23 protein-coding genes are annotated in these 23,641 nt (G+C 32.5%); 11 read left to right on the top strand and 12 right to left on the bottom strand.

The window, feature by feature from the left end; genetic code table 11:
* Window positions 1–116: 116 nt before the first annotated feature.
* Together Q4517_RS06315 and Q4517_RS06310 are read right to left on the bottom strand one after the other, a co-directional pair.
* Window positions 117–374 (bottom strand): hypothetical protein, encoded by a 258-nt coding sequence (locus tag Q4517_RS06315; protein WP_303507515.1) that lies wholly within the window; start codon window positions 372–374, stop codon window positions 117–119.
* Window positions 375–483: 109 nt separating this feature from the next.
* On the bottom strand, window positions 484–1,062 hold the full coding sequence (locus Q4517_RS06310; protein WP_303507513.1) for an adenylosuccinate lyase: 579 nt from the start codon (window positions 1,060–1,062) through the stop codon (window positions 484–486).
* A 45-nt stretch (window positions 1,063–1,107) separates the two neighbouring features.
* Here Q4517_RS06310 and Q4517_RS06305 point away from each other — a divergent pair, with 45 nt between their 5' ends.
* The 3 genes from Q4517_RS06305 (at window position 1,108) to Q4517_RS06295 (ending at window position 4,181) form a co-directional block, all read left to right on the top strand.
* Window positions 1,108–1,815 (top strand): toxin-antitoxin system YwqK family antitoxin, encoded by a 708-nt coding sequence (locus Q4517_RS06305; RefSeq protein WP_303507512.1) that lies wholly within the window; start codon window positions 1,108–1,110, stop codon window positions 1,813–1,815.
* 151 nt (window positions 1,816–1,966) lie between these two features.
* Window positions 1,967–3,154: a tRNA 2-thiouridine(34) synthase MnmA gene (gene mnmA, locus Q4517_RS06300; protein ID WP_303507510.1), complete on the top strand. Its 1,188-nt coding sequence runs from the start codon at window positions 1,967–1,969 to the stop codon at window positions 3,152–3,154.
* An 88-nt stretch (window positions 3,155–3,242) separates the two neighbouring features.
* A complete protein-coding gene (locus Q4517_RS06295) occupies window positions 3,243–4,181 on the top strand; it encodes a nitronate monooxygenase family protein (protein WP_303507508.1) in 939 nt (312 codons plus the stop codon).
* Window positions 4,182–4,610: 429 nt separating this feature from the next.
* On the opposite strand, the gene Q4517_RS06290 is transcribed toward Q4517_RS06295, so the two are convergent.
* The gene (locus Q4517_RS06290) at window positions 4,611–6,176 is read right to left on the bottom strand and encodes a hypothetical protein (protein ID WP_303507506.1); all 1,566 of its coding nucleotides are present in this window, start codon (window positions 6,174–6,176) and stop codon (window positions 4,611–4,613) included.
* Window positions 6,177–6,308: 132 nt separating this feature from the next.
* Between Q4517_RS06290 and Q4517_RS06285 the strand changes: the two genes are divergently transcribed.
* The 5 genes from Q4517_RS06285 to Q4517_RS06265 all read left to right on the top strand — a co-directional run bounded on the left by Q4517_RS06285 (window position 6,309) and on the right by Q4517_RS06265 (window position 11,683).
* A complete protein-coding gene (locus Q4517_RS06285; protein ID WP_303507504.1) occupies window positions 6,309–7,484 on the top strand; it encodes a 2-isopropylmalate synthase in 1,176 nt (391 codons plus the stop codon).
* Window positions 7,484–8,866 (top strand): 3-isopropylmalate dehydratase large subunit, encoded by a 1,383-nt coding sequence (leuC, locus tag Q4517_RS06280; RefSeq protein WP_303507502.1) that lies wholly within the window; start codon window positions 7,484–7,486, stop codon window positions 8,864–8,866. The genes Q4517_RS06285 and leuC overlap by 1 nt, the downstream gene beginning before the upstream one ends.
* The gene (gene leuD / locus Q4517_RS06275; RefSeq protein WP_303507500.1) at window positions 8,866–9,447 is read left to right on the top strand and encodes a 3-isopropylmalate dehydratase small subunit; all 582 of its coding nucleotides are present in this window, start codon (window positions 8,866–8,868) and stop codon (window positions 9,445–9,447) included. The genes leuC and leuD overlap by 1 nt, the downstream gene beginning before the upstream one ends.
* Window positions 9,448–9,458: 11 nt before the next feature.
* Window positions 9,459–10,574 carry a 3-isopropylmalate dehydrogenase gene (leuB, locus tag Q4517_RS06270; protein ID WP_303507498.1) on the top strand — a complete coding sequence of 372 codons (1,116 nt, stop codon included), beginning with the start codon at window positions 9,459–9,461 and terminating at the stop codon, window positions 10,572–10,574.
* A 242-nt stretch (window positions 10,575–10,816) separates the two neighbouring features.
* The gene (locus tag Q4517_RS06265; RefSeq protein ID WP_303507496.1) at window positions 10,817–11,683 is read left to right on the top strand and encodes a M57 family metalloprotease; all 867 of its coding nucleotides are present in this window, start codon (window positions 10,817–10,819) and stop codon (window positions 11,681–11,683) included.
* A 62-nt stretch (window positions 11,684–11,745) separates the two neighbouring features.
* Here Q4517_RS06265 and Q4517_RS06260 read toward each other — a convergent pair whose 3' ends face one another.
* From Q4517_RS06260 to Q4517_RS06245, 4 genes are all read right to left on the bottom strand, one after another.
* Window positions 11,746–12,114 (bottom strand): nuclear transport factor 2 family protein, encoded by a 369-nt coding sequence (locus Q4517_RS06260; RefSeq protein ID WP_303507494.1) that lies wholly within the window; start codon window positions 12,112–12,114, stop codon window positions 11,746–11,748.
* An 11-nt stretch (window positions 12,115–12,125) separates the two neighbouring features.
* Window positions 12,126–12,869 (bottom strand): SDR family NAD(P)-dependent oxidoreductase, encoded by a 744-nt coding sequence (locus Q4517_RS06255; protein WP_303507492.1) that lies wholly within the window; start codon window positions 12,867–12,869, stop codon window positions 12,126–12,128.
* Window positions 12,859–13,068, bottom strand: coding sequence for a 4-oxalocrotonate tautomerase family protein (locus Q4517_RS06250; RefSeq protein ID WP_115900639.1), 210 nt, complete (start codon window positions 13,066–13,068; stop codon window positions 12,859–12,861). Before Q4517_RS06250 ends, Q4517_RS06255 begins: the two co-directional genes overlap by 11 nt.
* A 117-nt stretch (window positions 13,069–13,185) precedes the next feature.
* A complete protein-coding gene (locus Q4517_RS06245) occupies window positions 13,186–13,749 on the bottom strand; it encodes a Crp/Fnr family transcriptional regulator (protein WP_303507488.1) in 564 nt (187 codons plus the stop codon).
* 234 nt (window positions 13,750–13,983) lie between these two features.
* On the opposite strand from Q4517_RS06245, the gene Q4517_RS06240 reads away from it, so the two are divergent.
* Complete coding sequence (locus tag Q4517_RS06240; protein WP_303507486.1) at window positions 13,984–14,673, top strand: DNA-binding domain-containing protein; 690 nt, start codon at window positions 13,984–13,986, stop codon at window positions 14,671–14,673.
* 242 nt (window positions 14,674–14,915) lie between these two features.
* On the opposite strand, the gene Q4517_RS06235 is transcribed toward Q4517_RS06240, so the two are convergent.
* The 3 genes from Q4517_RS06235 to hutI all read right to left on the bottom strand — a co-directional run bounded on the left by Q4517_RS06235 (window position 14,916) and on the right by hutI (window position 17,659).
* A complete protein-coding gene (locus tag Q4517_RS06235; protein ID WP_303507484.1) occupies window positions 14,916–15,923 on the bottom strand; it encodes a formimidoylglutamase in 1,008 nt (335 codons plus the stop codon).
* A gap of 41 nt (window positions 15,924–15,964) precedes the next feature.
* On the bottom strand, window positions 15,965–16,267 hold the full coding sequence (locus Q4517_RS06230; RefSeq protein WP_303507481.1) for a GIY-YIG nuclease family protein: 303 nt from the start codon (window positions 16,265–16,267) through the stop codon (window positions 15,965–15,967).
* Window positions 16,268–16,426: 159 nt separating this feature from the next.
* Window positions 16,427–17,659, bottom strand: a complete 1,233-nt coding sequence (gene hutI, locus Q4517_RS06225) for an imidazolonepropionase (protein WP_303507479.1) — start codon at window positions 17,657–17,659, stop codon at window positions 16,427–16,429.
* A 49-nt stretch (window positions 17,660–17,708) separates the two neighbouring features.
* Between hutI and Q4517_RS06220 the strand changes: the two genes are divergently transcribed.
* The gene (locus Q4517_RS06220; protein ID WP_303507477.1) at window positions 17,709–18,134 is read left to right on the top strand and encodes a DUF3995 domain-containing protein; all 426 of its coding nucleotides are present in this window, start codon (window positions 17,709–17,711) and stop codon (window positions 18,132–18,134) included.
* Between the two features lie 355 nt (window positions 18,135–18,489).
* On the top strand, window positions 18,490–19,896 hold the full coding sequence (locus Q4517_RS06215) for a glycosyl hydrolase family 18 protein (RefSeq protein WP_303507475.1): 1,407 nt from the start codon (window positions 18,490–18,492) through the stop codon (window positions 19,894–19,896).
* Window positions 19,897–20,767: 871 nt separating this feature from the next.
* Here the strand turns inward: Q4517_RS06215 and Q4517_RS06210 are convergent.
* Both Q4517_RS06210 and Q4517_RS06205 read right to left on the bottom strand, forming a co-directional pair.
* A complete protein-coding gene (locus tag Q4517_RS06210) occupies window positions 20,768–21,001 on the bottom strand; it encodes a hypothetical protein (protein WP_303507473.1) in 234 nt (77 codons plus the stop codon).
* 259 nt (window positions 21,002–21,260) lie between these two features.
* A complete protein-coding gene (locus Q4517_RS06205; RefSeq protein ID WP_303507470.1) occupies window positions 21,261–23,213 on the bottom strand; it encodes a hypothetical protein in 1,953 nt (650 codons plus the stop codon).
* Window positions 23,214–23,641 lie beyond the last annotated feature (428 nt).

The following is a 23,641-nucleotide window of genomic DNA, read 5'->3' as shown; positions in this document are numbered from 1 at the left end:
AACGGGTAAGAAGAGTAATTTTTTATTTCATAGTTTTACTGAAATATAGAAAAGCGGCATAAAAAAAAGCGAACTAATTGGTTCGCTTAAAAAACTTTTAGTAATGAAACTTAAATTTAAGAATAATAACTAGAACGATAACACTTAATATTGTCTCCGTTTGACTCATCAATACTTGAGTAGTGAGAAAAATACAAGGTTAATCCAATATGTGTAAAATAGCATTCATATTTTTTACTAGGGTCTCCAACTTCTGTTTTGTCTAGTTGTGCACTAGTAGCCGAAGTTGCTAAATTACGCCCTCCTTCAATCTCAATTAGCTCAAATTTTGTTAATTCCTTAACTCCTTTTAAATTTAAAATGTCTTTTTTCATTAATTAATATATTTTATGGTTAACACCTTAAAGATATATTTAAAACAGAGTGGAAGTAGTTATGATTTTCTGAAAAGCCTTTAAGAGTTTCTAATTGGTTAAATTTTTCTTATAATCTATGCTTCTCAATCAACTCCAATATTTTTTTTCCTCTAGCTTTACAACCTTTACTTTCATGAATTACTTTAGTGCGAATTAGGTGTTCTAACTCAGGAAGAACCCAGTCTCTCTGTAAGCCAAATAAATATAAAGTATTCATGGTGTATGCTTTTACTGCTATTTTTTGATCAGTAATCAACCAATCAAATCCAGTTTCTATAATTAAATCAATATCAGTCTCAGTTAGCTGTCCCTTTGTTTTATTAGCTGTTTTAGAAGTAAAAGCAGTTGCTAAATGCTCACAAATTTTTGCACAAGGCCTTACAGCACTATCAAAATGTACTTTAGATATATTTTTTGTAAAAATAGCTAAGAAAGGTGTAATATGTTCAATTCCATTATGTGTACAAATCCATTCCAATACCCAAGCAGCTTTAATAGATAGTTTGTTATCAACATCGAAAGTAATATCAACTAAAAACTTTACTAATTCAGGTTGCTTTAATACAATATTTGCAGCATTATCTCTGTTTACTCTAGCAGGATTATCAACATTTTCTAGCACAGAAATTAAAAAATCAAGACTCATATTGGTATGGTTTATGTAAATTTGAAATGTAAAAGAAATTATAGCATGATAAATATAAAAAGGATATTTTCAACAGGACTTTTATTATCAGTCTTTTTTACAATGGCTGCACAAGCACAAAAAATTAATCAGTTTGATGCAAATGGTAAAAGAGATGGAGTATGGAAAAAGTATTATAACGATAATAAAAATAAAATAAGATACTCAGGTGAATTTAAAAACGGAAAAGAGGTAGGAACATTTAATTTTTACGAACCCAACTCTTACGGAGTGCCTTCTATGACTAAGGAGTTTTCTACAAAGTCAGATAGTGCTTTTGTGCAATTTTTTACTCCAAAAGGAAAAGTAAAAACAAAAGGATGGATGATAGGAAGAAAGAGAGTAGGTAAGTGGACGTATTATTTTTCAGATGGAAAGCTTTTTTCTGAAGAAGAATATGTTGATGGTAAATTAGACGGTGTGCTAAAAAACTACTATAGAAATGGTAAATTAACCGAAGAGAGTATTTATAAAGACGGTAAGAAAAATGGACTTTCTAAGGTTTTTACTGAAGAAGGAGTGATGATTGAAGAAGTGTATTATGTAAATGGTAAATTAGAAGGAGAAGGAAAATACTACGATTTAAAAGGAGATTTAAAAGAAAAAGGGATGTATAAAAATGGTAAAAGAGACGGTAAATGGCAATTTTACATGGATGGAGAAGTTGTTACCGATAAGAGAAAAAAAGAAGCGTTTTCAATTCCTAAAAATTAAACTATAGATATAGAGAATTTAAATAAGATTCTAAAATAAGGTAATAAACTAAGCCATATCAGGGTCCATCAATTTTAGTAATGAAATCATCAATTATTTCCATCATAAAAATGTTTATTATTTCGTAAATTTGCAGCTTCAAAAGTAAAAAATGAAAAGAGTAGTAGTAGGACTTTCAGGAGGTGTAGATAGTAGTGTAACTGCTTATTTATTAAAAGAGCAAGGTTACGAAGTTATTGGCTTATTTATGAAAAATTGGCACGACGATTCCGTAACCATTTCTAATGAATGTCCATGGTTAGAAGATAGCAATGATGCCATGATTGTTGCAGAAAAATTAGGGATCCCTTTTCAAACAGTTGATTTAAGCGAACAATACAAAGAACGTATTGTTGATTATATGTTTAACGAATACGAAAAAGGTCGTACACCTAATCCAGATGTATTGTGTAATCGAGAAATTAAGTTTGATGTGTTTATGGACATCGCATTAAGTTTAGGAGCTGATTATGTAGCTACAGGACATTATTGTAGAAAAGCAGAAGAAATTATTGATGGAAAGCCTGTATACAAGTTATTAGCAGGAAAAGATACGAATAAAGATCAATCATACTTTTTATGTCAATTATCACAAGAACAACTGTCAAAGGCATTGTTCCCAATTGGAGAATTGACAAAACCTGAAGTTCGTGAAATAGCTAAAGAAGCAGATTTAATTACAGCCGATAAAAAAGATAGTCAAGGACTGTGTTTTATTGGAAAAGTAAGACTTCCCGACTTTTTACAACAAAAACTACAACCTAAAGAAGGAGATATTGTTCGAATTCCAGATGAATTTGAGCAGTACAATCGTCCAGTTCCAGAATTTGAGAATAAAGAAGAAGAGTTAGCATATTTTTCAACAAAGTTTTCTTATAACAAAGAGGATGGAAAAATAGTAGGAAAACACCAAGGAGCACATTATTTTACAAAAGGTCAGCGTAAAGGATTAGCAGTTGGAGGAACCAAAGAACCATTGTTTGTAATTGAAACTGACGTAGATACCAACATTATTTATACTGGAGAAGGAAAAAATCACCAAGGATTGTATAGAAGTGTATTATTTGTATCAAATGAAGAACTACATTGGGTACGTGAAGATGTAGCTTTACAAACTGGTGAATCTATGGAGGTAGAAGCACGTATTCGTTACCGACAACCATTAGAAAAAGCTACTTTATATAAAGTTGATAACGGAATTTATGTAGAGTTTGAAAATCCACAGTCTGCTATTCAAGAAGGGCAATTTGTTGCTTGGTATACAAATGAAGAGCTGTTAGGTTCTGGTGTTATTTCGTAATTTTTTAATACATAAGAATATAAATATATAGCCTCGATTTTTTCGAGGTTTTTTTGTGCTTCCTAGCTAATGATTGTACATTTACGCTATGCAAAACAGAATTACCAAATTATTTAATATACAATATCCAATTATTCAAGGAGGAATGATTTGGGTTTCAGGATGGAAGCTAGCTTCTGCAGTGTCAAATGCAGGTGGATTAGGATTAATTGGAGCAGGATCTATGTATCCAGAAGTACTTCGTGAACACATTCAAAAATGTAAAAAAGCAACAGACAAACCTTTCGGGGTAAATGTGCCAATGTTGTATCCTGATATAGAAAAAATCATGGATATTATCGTTGAAGAAGGAGTGAAAATTGTGTTTACTTCCGCAGGTAATCCAAAAATATGGACCTCTTTTTTAAGGGAAAAAGGAATTACGGTAGTTCATGTGGTAAGTTCAGTAAAATTTGCCTTAAAAGCGGAAGCAGCTGGAGTAGATGCTGTAGTTTGTGAAGGTTTTGAAGCAGGAGGTCATAACGGACGTGAAGAAACTACTACGTTTACGTTAATTCCTATGGTAAAAGAGCAAGTTAAAATTCCAGTAATTGCCGCAGGAGGAATAGGTTCGGGTAGAGGAATGTTAGCAGCAATGGTGTTAGGAGCAGATGGAGTGCAAATAGGAAGTCGTTTTGCTGCGACTATAGAATCTTCAGCGCATGATAATTTCAAGAAAACGATTGTAGATGTAAAAGACGGTGGCACACAATTAACATTAAAGGAGTTAGCACCTGTACGTTTGGTAAAGAACAAATTCTTTAAAGAAGTTCAAGAACTATATCAACAAAACCCAACGATAGAGCAATTAAAAGAATTGTTAGGACGTGCGCGTGCTAAGAGAGGTATGTTTGAAGGGAACTTGGATGATGGAGAACTAGAAATAGGTCAAGTAGCAGGGCTTATCCATGAAATTAAACCAGCAAAAGAAGTGTTAGAAGCAATTGTAGAAGAATATCAGCAAGTGAAAAAAGAACAGTTGTTTTAATCGCAGGGCGATTACCAATAAAATAGAACGTCATTCTGACGAGGTAGGAGGAGGAATCTTATAAAGATGAGTTATAAACATGCTCTTATCGTACTAACGAGTGAAAATTAAGGTAAAACAAAATAGTAATGCTTAAACAATTAATCAGTATTCTGTTTTTAATTATAGGTATTTACCAGCTATTTAAATTAGTTAACTTAATTGAAAGCAATAAGGAGTCTTTTAAGATATTTATAGGTGATAGTAAAAATAAGTTATCCTATCCAAAAGGTTCAGAGATGTTCTTCAAGTTATTTTTTAGATACTTTTTACTTTTTTTAATTAGCATGTTTATATTTAGTCAACTTGTTTAGCTTTCCTAAAGGAGACGAGAATTAGTAATTAGATTTTTTTAATCAGTACTTTACAAGGATAAATCTAATACTATTTTCAACACTTTTGAGAACTAACAAATTTCTCTTTAATAATTTGAGCAACAGGTTTATTTTCAATCTTGCTTTCAAGCCACGAAAGGATGTCTAAATATAAAAAAGCTCTTTTTTCATAAGGATGATTCTCATAAACCTTGAGGCGACTGTGTACTTTTTTTAACTCCTTTTTTATTTGATGCGGAAACACATCTCCCAACGCTTTTATAGAAGAAATAAACTCTTTTTGAACCTCTTGTAAATTCTCCATTTTTAGTAAAAAGCGATAGGTATCTTTAAACTGTCGCTCCAAATCATAATCCAATCCACACTCGTAATGAGCAATTAAAGAAAGTACCCTCGCAAAACACTGTAAGTCGTTAGCTACCTGAATATTTTTAGGCTTAATAATCTTATTTAAATATAAAATACATTCCTTGTTTTTACCCATACCGAAGTACAAACAGGCGATTTTATAGTAAAATACGACGATATGATGATTATCAAGACGACTCTTATAACTATTAATCTTATCATTAATAATAGCCACTAAATATTCGCCTTCAGAAAAACTACCCTCTAAGAAGTGTAAGTGCAATTTGTTAGCATAATAATATAGAAAAGTTAAGATTTCAGTATTGCTATTTTGCGGAATACTTTTTTCTTCAATTTCCTTTTCAAAAGCAGAAAGTTCTTCTTTAAACTTATCATAATGCTTTATAAAAAATAAGCTTTCTAATAAGTAGTTCTTTCCTTTTAAATAAAAAACAGGATGCAAAGAAATATTTTTAGTATCATGCTTAAATAAATCTACCCATTTATTAGCATACTTATAACTCTGTAAAAAATCTTGCGTTAAAAAGCTGTGCCACAAATGTGCTTTGTATAACCATAGCTTTTCTCTAAACCCCAGGTTTTCATACGTATATTCAGGAAGTTTAGAATAAAAATAAGTATTCACTCGTTGTAATTCCTCATCATTTTTTACATAACCATTTTTCAACAAAGTTCCGTATAGTTGTATCGACAAGTTTGATAATTTACTGGCGATAACATTTTGCATGCTAAGTCCTTTCGCTTGGATAGTTAACTCGTCAGAACGTGTATCAATACTTCGGGTTATGTATTGACTTTCAATAACCTTTTCAAGCTCAACAATTTCATAAGCAACATTTTTTTCTTCATTTTCAACCGCCATATTTTTTGCTTTGTCAAGCAGTTTTAAACTTTGCTTGTACAACCCTTTTTGATATAAAACTGTAGCAAAATCTAACTGCTCACGTATTTGAATTCGAATATTTTTATGAGCAGGATTCATACGAAGACTAGTTAGTATTTGCTTGTATAAATGAGCTTTTAAGTTAGATAACTGTTGTTTGCTCACTACACCGCTATCTATAATAGCCTTCTCGTTATAACTTTTCTGTTTTTCAAGCAATTTAAAAAGTGCAAAAAATTTAGCGTCTACATTACCCCCTAAACGACCAACATATAAATTAAACTGACGTTTTTCTGACTTGGATAAAGACTTTATCAAAACAAACAACGCGTCATTTTGTTGATTGGAGAATGTAATTTGTTTACGCATAACTTTTTGTTTTTCAGTGTGTTGTTTTTGTTTTTTGTTGTTTTGATATCGTAACTAACCCGTTAAAAAAGAGCTTGCTAGAAAAGCCAATATATACATTTGGTTTTTATTTTGATAATCATAGTTAGATTTATGCAAAGCGATAAAATTCAAATTTTCGATACCACATTACGAGACGGAGAGCAAGTCCCAGGATGTAAATTAGATACCCAACAAAAACTAATTATTGCTGAAAGACTCGATTTTTTAGGAGTTGATGTAATAGAAGCAGGTTTCCCTGTATCCAGTCCAGGAGATTTCACATCAGTACAAGAAATAGCTAAATTAGTAAAAAATGCTGCTGTTTGCGGACTAACAAGAGCTGTGAAAAAAGATATTGAAGTAGCAGCAGATGCCTTGAAGTTTGCTAATAAGCCTAGAATTCATACAGGTATTGGTACTAGTGATTCACATATTCAGTATAAATTCAATGCTTCGAAAGAAGAAGTAATTAGGCGAGCAAAAGAAGCCGTTTCATATGCTAAAAACTTTGTAGATGATGTGGAGTTTTATGCAGAAGATGCGGGTAGAACCGATAATGCTTTTTTAGCCAAAGTTTGTGAAGAAGTTATAAAATCTGGAGCAACAGTGTTGAATATTCCAGATACTACAGGATATTGTTTGCCTGAAGAATATGGAACAAAAATAAAATACCTAAAAGACAACGTAAAAGGCATTGAAAATGTAATTATTTCTTGCCATTGCCATAACGATTTAGGATTAGCCACAGCAAACTCTATTGCAGGAGCTGTTAATGGCGCGCGTCAAATAGAGTGTACCGTCAACGGGATAGGAGAGCGAGCAGGAAATACGGCTTTAGAAGAAGTAGTAATGATTTTAAAGCAGCATCCATACTTAAACCTTCAAACAGATATTAACACTAAGTTACTGTACGATACAAGTATCATGGTTCGTGAACGTATGGGAATGCCTGTGCAACCTAACAAGGCTATTGTAGGGGCAAACGCTTTTGCGCATAGCTCAGGAATTCATCAAGATGGAGTTATCAAGAATCGTGAAACCTATGAAATTATCAATCCAGCAGATGTAGGTGTAACCGAAAGTGCTATTGTATTAACTGCAAGAAGCGGAAGAGCAGCTTTGGCATATCGTGCAAAAAAGATAGGGTACGAGTTAACTAAAATTCAGTTAGATACAGCTTATAAAACGTTCTTACAGTTTGCTGACAGACAAAAAGAAGTAATCGATGAAGACATTCATCAGATTATGAAACAAGTTAATAAAATTTCAAAAATAGCCATAGCTTAATGGGAAAGACATTATTTGATAAAGTATGGGATGCGCATGTAGTGGATACTGTAAAAGACGGACCACAAATATTATACATAGACAAACATTTAATTCATGAAGTAACCAGTCCGCAAGCATTTAACGAGTTAAAAGAACGTAATATTCCAATTGCACGACCAGACAAAACAGTAGCAACAGCCGATCATAATACACCAACCGTAAATCAACATTTACCAATAAAAGACGAACTGTCAAGGCATCAACTAGAGCAGTTAACACAAAATTGTAAGGAAAACAATATCACTTTATATGGATTAGGACATCGATATAACGGAATTGTGCATGTAATGGCTCCCGAGTTAGGAATTACGCAACCAGGAATGACCATGGTTTGTGGAGATAGCCATACATCAACACATGGTGCTTTTGGTACCATTGCCTTTGGTATTGGAACAAGCCAAGTAGCCCAAGTATTTGCAAGCCAATGTTTGTTGTTAGAAAAACCTAAAAGTTTACGCGTAACTGTAAACGGTAAGTTGAAAAAAGGAGTGTTGCCTAAAGATGTAATCTTGTATATCATAGCACAATTAGGAACAAATTCAGGTACAGGATATTTCTGCGAATATGCAGGAAATGTGTTTGAAGAAATGTCTATGGAAGGACGTATGACCGTATGTAATATGAGTATTGAAATGGGAGCAAGAGGAGGCATGATAGCTCCAGATGAAACCACTTTTGAATATGTAAAAGGACGTGAGTTTGCACCAAAAGGAGACGAGTTTGATAACAAAGTAGCCTATTGGAAAACATTAAAGACTGATAAAAGCGCAAAGTTTGATAAAGAATACACTTTTAAGGCAGAAGATATTGAGCCAATGCTTACTTATGGAACCAACCCAGGAATGGGAATAAAAATTTCAGAGAACATTCCCCAATTTAATGATGCTTCCTTTGAAAAATCATTACAATATATGAACTTTAAAAAAGGAACATCATTAATAAATACACCCGTTAACTATGTGTTTATTGGAAGTTGTACTAACTCAAGAATAGAAGATTTTAGAGTTGCAGCAAACTATATAAAAGGAAAACAAAAAGCAGCGAATGTAAATGCGTGGTTAGTACCAGGGTCACAACAAGTAGCAAAACAAATAAAACGAGAAGGTTTGCAAGAGGTTTTTGAAGCAGCAGGATTTCAATTACGACAACCAGGTTGTTCAGCATGTTTAGCAATGAATGACGATAAAATACCAGAAGGAGAATACTGCGTGTCAACTTCAAATAGAAACTTTGAAGGGCGTCAAGGGCAAGGAGCGAGAACCATTTTAGCAAGTCCATTAATGGCAGCAGCTACGGCAGTAGAAGGGAAAATTACTGACTTTACAAAACAATTAAACTAATGGAGAAATTTGTTAAACTAATAGATACCGCAGTACCGTTATCCACGGAGAATATAGATACCGATCAAATTATACCTGCACGATTTTTAAAATCAACCAATAAAGAAGGGTTTGGAGACAATGTGTTTAGAGATTGGCGCTACAATAAAAATGGTAGTTTAAATGAAGACTTTGTTTTAAACAATACAAATTATACAGGAAGCATTTTAATAGCAGGAGATAATTTCGGATGTGGCTCAAGTAGAGAACATGCTGCATGGGCATTAGCAGGCTACGGATTTAAAGTAGTCATCAGTAGTTTTTTTGCAGATATTTTTAAAGGAAATGCACTTAATAACGGAATATTACCAGTACAAGTACCCAAAGAATATTTAGCAAAACTGTTAAAAAAAGTAACAGAATTACCTGATACAACGATTATAGTTGATTTAGAAAACCAAAAACTTAAAACACCTATAGGTAATGTAGATTTTGAAATCAATCCATACAAAAAGCTATGTATGATAAATGGTTATGACGATATAGATTTTTTAATCAGTAAAAAAGACACAATAACAGCTTTTGAAGCAACAATGATATAAAAAATAAAAAGATGAAGTATAATATTACAGTAATACCAGGAGATGGAATTGGACCTGAGGTAACAGAACAGGCAAAAAAAGTGCTTAAAGCTGTTGGTAATGTATTTGACCATACATTTTTATTTACAGAAACATTAATGGGTGCTTGTGCTATTGATAAAACAGGAAACCCGTTGCCAGAAGAAACTGTTGAATTATGTAAAAAGAGTGATGCTATTTTATTTGGAGCTATTGGAGATCCAAAATACGATAATGATCCTACAGCAAAAGTGCGTCCAGAGCAAGGGTTATTACGTTTAAGAAAAGAGCTAGGATTGTTTTGTAATGTACGCCCAGTAAAAGCGTATGATACCTTAATTCATAATTCACCATTAAAAAAAGATAGGATTGAAGGAACAGATATTACTATTTATAGAGAATTAACTGGAGGAATCTATTTTGGGATTAAAGAGTTAAGTGATGACGGACAGCATGCTTTTGATGGTTGCTCTTATACAGTTGAAGAAATTGATCGAATGGCACATTTAGCTTTTCAAGCAGCTCAAAAAAGACGAAAAAAACTAACATTGGTAGATAAGGCCAATGTACTAGAAACGTCAAGGTTATGGCGTAAAGCAGTAACAGCATTGGCAACACAATATCCAGATGTTGAACTAGATTTCTTATTTGTAGATAATGCTGCAATGCAATTAATTTTAAACCCAAAACAGTTTGATGTAATACTAACAGAAAACCTTTTTGGAGACATTCTTTCAGACGAAGCAAGTGTTATAGGAGGTTCTATAGGTTTGTTAGCCTCAGCTTCAGTAGGAAAAGAAAATGCGTTGTTTGAGCCTATTCATGGATCTTTTCCACAAGCAAAAGGGAAAGATATTGCAAATCCACTAGCATCAATACTATCATCAGCGTTATTATTAAAACACTTAGGGCTACATGCTGAAGCAGATACAATAGAGCGTGCTGTTCAAAAATCATTAGAATTAGGAATAACTACAGAAGATATCAATTCAGAAAACCCGTTTTCCACTAGTAAAGTAGGAGATTTTATAGCAGATTATATCTATAATCAAGAAGATAGTGATATGAACTTCCAAAATATACACATGGGGCAAAGCACCATTATATAAGTAGTAAAAACTATAAATAATTATATAAACTTCCTTTAACTATCATGGTTAAAGGAAGTTTTGTTTATAAGTAGTTGCTAGCCTGTTTGTTGGTTGTTTAAAATCACCCTTTATTGTTAAATATTTAATACTTTATGATTTTTCTGTTTAAATATTCTTTTTTTTAACATTTTTTTAGGTTTTGTTTTAGGTATTTGAATCTAAAGTGTAGATTTACAGCGAATTATAAAACCCTTCATATTATGAGAAAAACAAAGTTAGCCCTAATTATGGGCTTGTCGGTAGGTGTATTCTTCACCTCATGTTCAAGTGAAAACGAACAAATTAAAGAATCAGATGCTATACTGCAATATAGCGATAATCCAGGGCTTAAACCTGTACCTCAAGAGGTTGTTGATGCTGCAGCCAAATTGGAGTTAAATGTAGATCATATTCGTTATGATAATTTTTATTTTCCTGACGGAACATCAGAAGTGCGCTTATTTTTAGAAGAAGATGTAGTAATGACAGAAGATCAGTTGTTTGCTATGGCTAAAGCTAAAGATCAATCTGCTCGTCAATACTCAACCAATAATTTAGTGTCTCAAGGTAGAAATATTTCTATTATTGGATATACTGGTGGTGGTGGATATGGTCTTTCTAGTAAAGAGCAAACAGCACTTCAATGGGCAGTAGATAATTACAATAATTTAAGTGGAGTTTCTATTAGCTTTACATTAAGTTTTGGTACCAACTATGATACTAAAGATATGGTGGTATATCATAATCCAACTCAATCTGGAGCAGGTGGTAGCGCAGGTTTTCCAAGTAATGGCTTACCTTATAAGTTTGTACAAATATATGGTTTGAACAGCTACGATACTAATGTTGTTGAGCATGTTATTACACACGAAATTGGGCATTCAGTAGGGTTTAGACATACTGATTGGTTTAGCCGTCAAAGTTGTGGACAAAATAGTAACGAAGGTACGGCAGGTGTAGGAGCTAACCATGTGTCTGGTACACCAACAGGATACGATTCAACTTCAGTTATGTTAGCTTGCTTTAGCTCTAACGAAGACGGAGAGTTTAATGGTAACGATATTACAGCATTACAAAACATGTACTAAGAAATAACTAACCTTAATACATATTTTTAAACCACCGAATTAAAGTCGGTGGTTTTTTGTCTTTATATTACATGTGTAAAAATCTTAGCTACAATTTTCCAGTCAGTATCTATTTTAGTTAACGATAAATAGTCGTAGTAATTATACCCTAACATTGGTACATGTAACTTAGCCATGGCAATTTCCCCCATAATATCAACTCCAATAATTTTCATGTTAAAAGATTCCTTCAAATCATTTGGACTTTGTCTATTAGCAACACCATCAATATAATCTTCAGAACTTTTAAAATAATCAACTCCCTTAATGTCTCCATAAATAGGAGCATTGTTATGAAAGCATACTTTAAGTTTTTCAGTATCTCCATAAAAAATACCCTCAAAGTAGTTCGTTACTAAAAGCTCTATTGCTGTTATATTCTCTTTATACATCTTTTTATTTTTTAAATAGCATGACCAACGGTGTGTCCACCAGCTACATTCATAGTTTCTCCTGTAACAAAATTTGAAAAAGCTAAATAGTAAGCAGCTTCAGCAATATCAGTAACCTCACCAATACGGTTTAACAAGTGTAATCCAGCTAAACTATCAGCATCTTCAATGCCTATTTTATTTTGTAACGGACTTCTAATAATACCTGGAGCAATAGTATTTACTTTAATATTATCATTACCAAACTCAGCAGCGAGTTGTCTGGTTAAGGCATGAATTGCACCTTTGCTAATTAAAGGAGCAGTAGCAGGAAAACCAGCAATAGCATGATCTACCAAAACGGTTCCTATATTTATAATAGCTCCACTTTTTTGTGCTACCATACTAGGAATAACAGCCTGAGAAGCAAAGTAAGTTCCTTTTAAATTTACATTCCAATACAACTCTAAATCACTTTCTTCAACCTCTAAAAAAGGCTTAGGAGCAAAGATTCCAGCATTGTTAATTAACACATCTATAGCGTTAAACTTTTCCAAAGCCAAGGCTACTAATCGCTTACTTGTCTCCTGTTTACTAATGTCTCCAACAAGAAATGCTGCGTTTGAAGGACTTCCTAGTTCTTTATAAGCATTTCGTAAATTTTCTTCGTTAGAAGCATTCATTACTACATTGCATTCTTTTTCAATAAAAAGTTTAGCAATTTCTTTACCAATACCCGTTGAAGCTCCTGTAATAATTACGGTTTTATTTTTCATGAGTCTTATTTTTAGTTCCTAAGTATTGTTTACCATCATGTCCCCAATTACCCATAGGAACTTCTTCAATAACAATATGGGTAGTTGCAGGGTTTTTCTGAAGCACATCAACTAAAAGTTGTGTAGTTCCTTCAATAAGTTGACGTTTTTGTTCTTGAGTTACTTGTTCGTCAGTAATCTTAATATTTACAAAAGGCATAATAATATGTTTTAAAATTATGCTACAAAGTTGCGGTGGATGCACAACTCTACACAGGAACTATGTCACACCTTTAAAGTGATGTATGTCACATACAAATAATAAGAAGTACTAAAACTAAGAATTAAGTCTGCTAAGAGTTTCTCTAGAAACGCCTAAATAAGCAGCAATCATTTTTTTAGGAACCCGTTGAAAAAGGGTAGGGTATTGTTCTAAAAGTCGGTCATATCTTTCTTTTGCAGAATTTTGTAAGAGTGATACAATTCTTTTTTGAAGAGCTATTCTGCCCATTTTACTCTTTTTAGCCCAAAATCGTTCCATTTTGTGCATAGAGGCAGTTAGTTTATCACGGTTTTCGTAAGTAATGTATAGTAGTTCGCAATCTTCAATACAGTTAATTGCAGTTTTAGAAGGTAGTTGCTTTACAAATGACTCGTAATCGGTAATCCACCAATTTTCCATAGCAAATTGAAGAATATGCTCTTTACCGCTATCCTCAATAAAATAACTTTTTACACAACCTTTAACTACCCAATACTCTTTATTGGCAGTTTCGCCTTCTTGCAATAAGTATTGATGTTTACGTTTAGTAATAGGCTGAAAAAAACTTAGAATATAGGCAAATTCCTCATCAGTTAAAGGTATAATCTCTTCAATATGCTGTCGTAAAGGATGTGTCATTAAGGCTATACTATTTTTCTTTTTTCTGTATGCAAATATACTTGTAAAGTAAGTAGTATTTAGAAAATGTTTTTGTACATCGTCATTACAGAAATGACGCAAACTAATAGCAAACCCAAACCGTCATTCCGAACGGTAGTGAGGAATCTCATTAAAAGGAGTAACTCTTATTGTAAGTGTTACTACCCAAAAAAGTATTCAAAAGGAAAAGTAAATAATTTAAAAATCAATATGATGAAGTACTATTTAATTAAAAACAAGTTAACCAATGAAACCAACTACTCAGCACGCATATTAACAGAGCGTACTATTAATCAAGATGAGTTGATTGATAAAATGTTGAGTAAACGAAACCTAGTAAGTAAAACCGATATTGTAGCGGTACTTAATTCTTACTATGAAGAGATTATCGAGTCGATAGAAGAGGGCGATAACATTAACCTACCCTTACTAAATATTGGCTACTCTATTTCTGGAGTTTTTGATACGGAGGAGGATGGTTTTAATCCTGAAACTCATAAACTACACGTAAACCTCAACAGCGGAAAGTTAATCAATGAAATTAAAGACGATATTCCGCTACAAAAAGTAACTGCACCTATTACCAACACGGTTATTAATAATTTAACAGTAACTACGAATACTACCTTATCTGCCAACGGTTTGTTTGAGCTGAACGGTTTGCGCTTAAAAGTTGCGGGTGACTTACCTGAGGTTGGTTTGTATTTTGTTGCCGAAGATGGTACCGAAACCAAAGTTTCTTATTTAGCACAAAATAGCTATAAGAAGATTATTGGTCAAGTTCCAGCCCTTGCTACAGGTAACTACCATGTTAGAGTTAAAACGCAAGTAACAGGAAATTCTGAACGCTTTTTAAAGGATATTATGGTAGGTGATTCTACATTTAGCCTTACTGTTGCCTAAGTAACAACAGTACTGTTGTTTAACACCAAACACTACTGTTATGTAACAGGCAACAGTAGTGTTTGATGTTTCAAACAAAACCTATATACCATAAAAAGTACGAGCATCTGCTCGTACTTTTTTGTATTTCTTACCTAGTTATAAGTATCGTAGCCAGAGAGGAAAGCCGTAAAAATCAGTGTAACTAAACCTTCAAGTTTTTAATTGAGTTTTGTTGTATCTCGGTTCGTAATAACGTATAATTAATTACTCTTAGCCTTAATAAAATCAGAAATTAAGTAGCTAATATATTTTCCTACTTGTCCGTTAGCTATTTCATCTTTAACAACTGCAGGGGCTCCCTCACAAATATGTAAATAAGAAGCATTTTGTAGTGTTCCAAAATAATGTGTAAATCTACGAGCTTGTTGTGGAGTAAATCCGCTAGGAGTCATGGCACTACTTGGAAAATGCTGTACACAATCCAAATCGATTTCGATACCAAAAGGAGTATTTTCTATAAAGTTTTTAGCACGTTGTAATTCTCCATCAAAAGAAGTAGACTGATATACCTCTAATTCTTCAAAAGTATTATACTCTAGATGCAAACTGTTGTGCATCATGTCAAAAATATACTGAGGAGTGTAGTTTTCATGCAATCCGAACATAAAGTAATTTTTAATAAAACTTTCTTGTAAGGCATATGAAAATCCGTTACCACTATGACGCTCTTCTAAACGGCGTAAATCGGTATGTGCATCTAAGTTAATTACGTTTATGGGTTGATTTTTCCCCTCAGAAAGTCCTTTAATATTTCCGTAAGCATTGTTGTGTCCACCACCAATGATAATAGGAGTTTTACCACTCTCAACAATTATTTTAATAAGCTTAGAAAGCTCTTTATCTATCGCTTTTACTAATAAATCACCTTTCTCTCTGTCAGAAACATCAAAACTATATACATCGTCCAAACAATCTAAATAGCCTAACACAAGGATGTCATTTCCATTAATAAATTGGTTTTGCTGGGTGTTTAAAAACGACTTTAAAGCAGGAACAAAAGCAGTGTGTGCACCACCATTTCCGCCATTCATACGAACACCAATATCTTCTGGAACTCCTAAAATAACAAAAGAAGCAGAGGAATTTTTAAGTTCCGATTGTAGGTCTTTTTTAGAGTCGATAACCGCAACGCACTCTCCTAATTTTGTTTCTCCTTCACGAGGAGCTACAAATTCTTGTATGTCTTTTTCGTTGAATATTGTTAGCATATTGTTGTATTGTCATTCCTGCGTAGGCAGGAATCTTTTTGTTAGTTATACCAGTTTTTAGCTAAATCATCCCAATTAGGGTTCTCTTTAATTACTAAGTTTATTTTCCATGCTCTTTTCCATTTTTTCATGTTTTTCTCTCTTTTTATAGCTTCCTTAATAAATTGGTGCTCTTCAAAGTAAATCAATTTATCCAGGTTGTATTTAGAAGAAAAACCTTTTACAAGTTTGTTTTTATGTTCAAAGATTCTTCTTTCAAGATTGTTAGTAACACCTATATATAAAACCCCATCTTTTTTATTAGTGATGATATAAATATAATATTGATGATTTGTTTTGTGCATCCTTTAATACCTTCTAAGAGATTCCTGCCTACGCAGGAATGACAAACGTTGTTAAAACGTCATTTTGAACTGGAGTGTAACTAAAGGAGAAACCTCAAGAATGTTCGTAACTCACCTTAATGAGATTATACGTTATTACTCGGAATGACAGTGTGCAATTTACACCTCTTTTCCGTTGATAAACACTGAATCAATTAAGTTACTTCCGAAGGAATACGGTAAAAACCCATACGAAGGAATCTCTTTAGTAAGGATTAAATTCGCTTTTTTTCCTTTGGTAATACTTCCAACCTCATCAGATAAATTCATTGCATAGGCTCCGTTAATGGTTGCTGCATTAATAGCCTCTTCTGGTGTCATTTTCATTTTAATACAAGCCGTTGCTACTACAAAGTTCATGTTTCCTGATGGTGTAGACCCTGGGTTGTAATCGGTAGCTAAGGCTAACGGCAATCCTGCATTTATAATATCACGAGCAGGGGTGTATGGAATACTTAAAAAGTACGAACAAGAAGGTAAGGCAACAGGCATGGTTTGCGTTCCTTTCAACGCTTCAATATCTTCTGTATTCATTACTTCTAAATGATCTACTGACAAGGCATTGTGTTTTATACTTACTTGTATACCACCAATAGTTGTAAACTGGTTTACGTGTACTTTTGGTGTTAATCCGTATTGTTGCGCAGCGGTTAAAATTCTGTCAGTATCTTCTACTGAGAAGTATCCCGTTTCGCAGAAAGCATCTACAAAATCCGCTAGATTTTCCTCAGCAACTTTAGGTAACATTTCTTCAATAATTACATTGATATATCCTTCTCTGTTGTTTTTGTATTCAGTAGGGAAGGCGTGTGCCCCTAAAAAAGTGGCTTTTATAGGGATGTTGTAGTTTTCACGTAGCTTTTTAATAACACGTAACATTTTTAACTCAGCATCTACGGTTAAACCATAACCTGATTTTATTTCAACAGCACCAGTACCTAAAGCAATTACTTCTTCTAAGCGTTTTGCCGATTGTTGGTACAAATCTTCTTCTGAAGTTTCTTGTAACTTCTTTGCAGAATTTACAATACCACCACCACGATTGGCAATTTCTTCATAACTCAAACCATTAATTCTATCCACAAACTCTTGCTCACGATTGCCTGCATATACAATATGCGTATGCGAATCACACCAAGTAGGCAACATCATTTTACCAGTACAATCCACCGTTTTATCAGCAGAAGTAGGAGCTTTTTTCATGCTTCCATAGTCAGTAATAATACCATTTTCAACCAATAAAAAAGCATTTTTTATGGTAGGTAAAATACTCATGGCAGCTCCAGATACTTTTTTAGTACTTGTTTCTCTAATTTGTATTAATTCTTTAATGTTTATGAATAAAGTTGTCATGTTGAATGCTTAAATTTGTTAGACAAACTTACGGTAAAAACTACAATTTATGATACATTTTTTAGGAGTGATTTGCGTTTTAATTCTCTTTTTTATCTCGTTAATTCACGTTTATTGGGCTTTTGGTGGAACTTTATGGGTAGATGCTGTCATACCTACTAAAACAGCAAATGAAAAAGCGATAAACCCACCTAAAGCACTAACTTTTGTAGTAGCTATAGTAGTAGGTGCTTTTGCGGTTGTGTATGCAGAAAAAACACAACTATTTACGTTACCTTCAATGCCTACATGGCTACAAAACTATGGGCTTTATGTTGTAGCCAGTATTTTTCTCATTAGGGCTATAGGTGATTTTAAGTATGTAGGCTTTTTTAAGAAAACTAAGGCAACAGAGTTTGCCGTAAACGATACCAAGTTTTTTTCTCCATTGTGTTTGTTTTTAGGAGTGGTTGGAGTGTTAATGGCGTTTTCGTAACTAGTTTTGTACTAGTAATTATTTTTATATGGTATTGTAGTTTTTATTCCTTTATCAATTTAAACAATTCAAAAGCATCAGCTTTTGGTTGGTATCCGACTTTTTCTTTTATACATGTAAAACATGTGTTCGTGATTGATTATCAATCGTTTACTGACTTTTTTTAAAACGATGTTTATTAATTTATCAACTTTATAATAGCAAATGATATGAAATAATAAGTGCAGTAGGGGACTTTAAAAAACTGCATTCGTACTCAGGTAAAGCCTAAAGGTTTGTTAGATATATAATGTATTTGATTAGGTTTTTAATCTGCTGTCGAAGATAACTAAGTAAACATTAAATACAATATATTATGAAAAATTCTCAATTCCCCTACGGTATTAACGCTTGGATCTTTTTAAATGAAGATGAACCACCTAAGACAAACTATAATAGTCCTGATAGTTGTTTTCAATCACTTATTAAATACAACGTATATAACAGTGTAACATCTCTTGGAATTGCTTTTTTTGAGGTAGTTCCTGCTACTAAAGGCACTACCATTAAAATAGGTGACTCATCACACCCAGGTGGACTTACAAATCAAGATTATTTGAATTCTGTATTGAAGGATGCCCGACAAGTGAATCCGAATATTAAGTTTTTAACAACCATGGTTTATTCGGGAGATAACACACTAGCTTCAATTTTTTCATCTGGTGGAAACGAACAAGAAGAAGCAACTAATTTTGCAACTAATTTGGTAGCTTACTTAAAAGAGACTGGTATGAACGGATTGGACGTTGATTGGGAAGGTGATGTGTCTACACGCATGACTCAATCTCAATTTAAAATCTTGTTTTCTACGATTCGCTTAGTGTTTGATAAGCAGCCAGTAAAATATTATTTGTCGTTTACTCCTGCATGGCCAACAAATTCTATTGATTATCCAACTGTAAATAGTGCCTTCGATTTTGTATCACCACAGTTTTACGATGGCATGCCATTATATGAATTTATAAGTGCTGGAATATCGCCAGAGAAAATTGGTTATGGTGCGCAATTTGAACCGGGAAATGCAGCACCTAACTCTAGTGCTCAACAAGTTTGGAGTGAGGTTTCTGATGGGTTTACTAGTAACGGGGGTTCTTATGATTATCAAGACATTTTTATGTGGCGTTTTAACTCTGGAAACTTCCAGTTTGAGCAAGCCCAATTTATGATTCTTAATCAGTTAGCCAATCCATTACCAAGTAACGCATTTGACGATACTCCGATAGTTGGCGCTGCGGGGAATCCAAATATAACGCAAATGATGATTCGTTCGGGTGATGTACTAGATGCTATTCAGACAGTAAATACCGGAACTGGACCTTATAATACTGGGACTCAGGATAGAAGTGTTGGAGTGTTTACATTACCACAGCATGGTGGAAATAGTGGAGTAGCTAAAACGATTGATATACCGTTAAACGACCCAATTGTGGCTATTTCTGGTTATACGGACGTGTGGTATGGTTGGCAATGTGTATCACAAATAACTTTAACAGGTAAAAGCGGGGCTTCTTATGGTCCTTTCGGAACTATGAGTGATTCAGTTATGCAAACACCTTTTAAACAGTCTGCTGAGGCAGGACAAAGTTTAGTAGCGTTTAAAGGATCTACTATAACAGTTCCGCTGGCAAATGGTAGTTATACTGAAGTTATTGCCAGCTTAAATGCTGTTTTTGCTAAGCCTTTTGTGGCTCAGGAAATAAACGAAAAGACGCTTTCTCTTTAAATTTTAGTATAGTAAAGAGTATATAAGGTGTTCTTAAAATAGAGTAAATGATATTAATTATAGCCATTTTTACGTTTTTTTTTGTAAGAAAGGCGTTTAAGTATTATGAGAATAATAAACAGAAAGAAATAATAAAAAACACAAAAAAAGAAGTAATTAGAACGAATATTTGCTATAACTGTAATAACGTAGTAGATAAAAATAAATAGTGAGAGATAAACAATGTTAATCAAAACAGATAATACTGACAATGTATTATTTTTAAAAGCATTAAACAAGTTATTAAATGACTCATTGTTTTTTTTCTGAAACTTAAAAATTTTATACAAATACGTTTCTATGGTTAAATACGAAATCATATTAAAACAAAAACAAAAAATAACTACTGTTGTAAAAGAATTACTATCAAAAAAAGTATTTGTAAAAAGCCTTAAAGAAACATACCAAAAAGGCAATATAAAAAAAGATATTAATACGTTTTGAATTGTTACGTGTAGTTCTTTAAACTCTTTAAATGAAGGAATTGTAGGCACAGTGTTTTTTTAAAAAGCAAATATAAAAAAGTAATTAAAAACAAAAGAGCATTCAAAATTTGGATGCTCTTACTTTTTCATGCACAGTAATTAGCCCCCCGGCTCTTGAAACTGTACATAGGTTGAGTTGATAATAACACAAAAGTAATGAAATTATTGCGTTATGTTGAGTTTATCTATTTAATTAATATAAAAGATTGAGCGATATTTGAATCTGAACATCTCTTGAATTATTTTATAAGTATCTGCCCATTCACTCAAAATAATAATCTGATATAAGAAGGAGCTTTTAAATTATCAAATAAATAATTAAAAGTATTATCTACTATTGATATAATTTACTCTCTAAAAAATAAGTAAATATTGTCTTGATTTATAGGCTTCCAGTTTTTAGCATGGAAACTGTTTTCTCTCCAGTAAATTATAAGATTTACATGGTCTATTTTTACAGAATCCTTTGTTTGTGTTAATAGGTTTAAAGTGTCTTTACTTTGAGTAATTCCGTTCATTTTAAAATGACCATCTATTTCTGAAATAAAGTCACTTAATTCTTTTAATTTCAACTTGTTCACTATCAGCTTTAGTAAGTTTATCCCACTTGTTTTCTAATTGCTTTTTTGAGTTACAACTTAATAAACTTAAAGAGAGGAATGCGATTAGTAATATGTTTGTTATTCTCATTTTATACCTTTTTCTTTTATCTTCTTGCTAATGGTTTTTACTAGTCTTAAATTCGACTATGAGTAGTTGCGTGGTTTAGCACGAAACTTTGCAAGTACACACCAAACTGAAAATCTGCGAGTATTTTCAGAAGTAGACGAGAACAAGCAATTACTTATAGCCATTGTTAGCAACAGTTTTTTTGTTTATAATTATATCATCTTCAATCTTTAACAAAGTAAGAATAATTATTTTGAGTATTAAATAATAATCACTTTTATGTTTGTCCTCAGATTGAGTGTTTGTTCCGTGCGAATACTTATTTCTTAAATCGTAACCATTTGTATATATCTTTTGGTTTAGATAGAAATTAAGATATTTTACTTCTTCTTTAGAAAATAAAGTGGTTTCGTTAAACAACATTTTTTTCTCAATTAACAGGTCAATTTCGTCTCTTACGAATTTTGGATAATGCCAATAACTTAGTAATTCGTTTCTATGAATTTCTCTAATGATGTATATAAAAGTGATTTTATCTATTTCTACATTTTTTTCATTATTGATTTTTAGATAACCATCTTCAACTAAAGTTTGAATTGTATCTTTTTGGTAGTTTGCAAAATCTTCAATGTTTACTGTTTCTTGTGTTAGTAAATCAAACAAATTAGTGTGTTTTGTTCCAAAAGTTTCTGTGTAATACATATGACTTTGGTCTGAAAAAAATATGTGTTTGAGTTTTAAAATTAATTTGTCATTAGAATAAAGATACTTTTTGGTATTTTGACTGGTAATTTGACTAAATCCAATTGGTTTAGAACTTACTTGAAGAAGTTCAATGTCAATAGTGCCATCATCAGCTAAATTTTTATACTGTTTTAGTAAAAAGTCAAAATCAGGTAAAAGGGTACGAATTTTGTCTAATTCCGGTGAGTCTGAAACTCTAATTTGAAACATTAAATTATTTGGCTCAAGTAGTTCGTTTATGTGCGAGATAAATGAATTAATTACTTGTTCAATTCCACGACCTTTTCTTTTCAGATAATTATCAATGAGATGTAATTGTATAATAGAGAGCATTTCTTTTCTCGTAAAAACTTCTCCGATTTCATACTCGTTTTTGGATTTTAAGCCCATTACACGCTCCAAAACGTCTAATTCACTTGTCTTACTGACTAAATAGATTAATGAGGTTTCATCTGTGTAATTAAACAGGTAACTAAACACTTTAAATAAATCTACTTGGTTTTCAATTCCATCCAAATATTTTTCGCTGTAAGTGGCTTCTATTAATCCATTTTCATTTTTGAATATTACAGGTTCGTCTTGGTCTTCACTAAGTCCACCTTGTACTCTTATATTCCAAGTATGTCCTTTATCTATTATTTCATTGTTTTGTTCTTCAGCCTTTTTTTTTGCTTTGTATTTGGTTTTGTCTGAAAGCTTTAATTCATTTGAATCTTTTGATTTTTGGGCTAATCTTACGTAATTTAAGTTGGAATCTTCACGGTCTAAGTAAGTACTTATGATATTTTCTTTATCTGACAAACTGAGACTTTTTGGGAAATAGAATTTAGTAGACTTATTGTCACTCTTTTTTTCTTCAAATTGCGAAAGCAGGATTTCAGCTGAATTTTTATAATTCATCAAAAAATCTCGTATTACTTTGTTGAATTTCTGAACTATATTCTTTTGTGGTAGAATGTAATTTATTTGAGATGAAAAATTTTTAAGAATATCACTAAATGTTGAATGAGAGATGCTTTTATAAATACTTAATTTATCAATTAACTCCCAAAAATTATTTTTATATCGATATTCTAAACCTTTTATAATATTCTCAATATTTTGGTCACTGATTTTTAAAAACCTTTTTTTCAACGATGACCAATTTTCCTCTATAATTTGATTGTACTTTTCTTGGTCAGATTTACTCCATTTAGTTAAAAATAGTTCGTTATCAAAATGTAACTTAATATTGTAGAATTCAAGTAAGTCATTCAACGTGAAATTTTGTTTAGAATTGAAACTGTTCAATAATTTTTCAGCCTTGATAAGGTTATGACTTGAAGCCATATCTTCTTTTGAATAAAATACTATTCTATCTATTTCGTTTCTTGAACTCAATTTTTTTGTCAAATTGCTGCTAACTTGTTTATATCCGTAATAAAATCACTAACACAATCTTAAATAGTAGAATAATTAGAAGGTATAGCAATTTTTACTCATTCAAATATAAAAAAAGAAAGATAAAAAAGTGTAACTTTTTTATCGGGTCAACACACGAAGCCTAATCGGGTCAACACACGAAGCCTAATCGGGTCAACACACGAAGCCTAATCGGGTCAACACACGAAGCCTAATCGGGTCAACACTCCTTGCCTAAGGGGAGTGACACTCCCTCGGTAAGGGGAACGATACTCCCCGCCTAAGGGGAGTAACACCAAACAAGTAAAAAGATAAAAATAGATGCGTGTGTAGAAAAATGTTTGTTAGGTGCTGTGTTATGTAAAGAAGGCATTAAAAAATGCTGTTTACATTCATAATAAACAACA

The organism is Tenacibaculum sp. 1_MG-2023, assembly GCF_030547425.1.
GTDB lineage: Bacteria > Bacteroidota > Bacteroidia > Flavobacteriales > Flavobacteriaceae > Polaribacter.
This window is presented reverse-complemented; position numbering and strand designations above follow the sequence as displayed.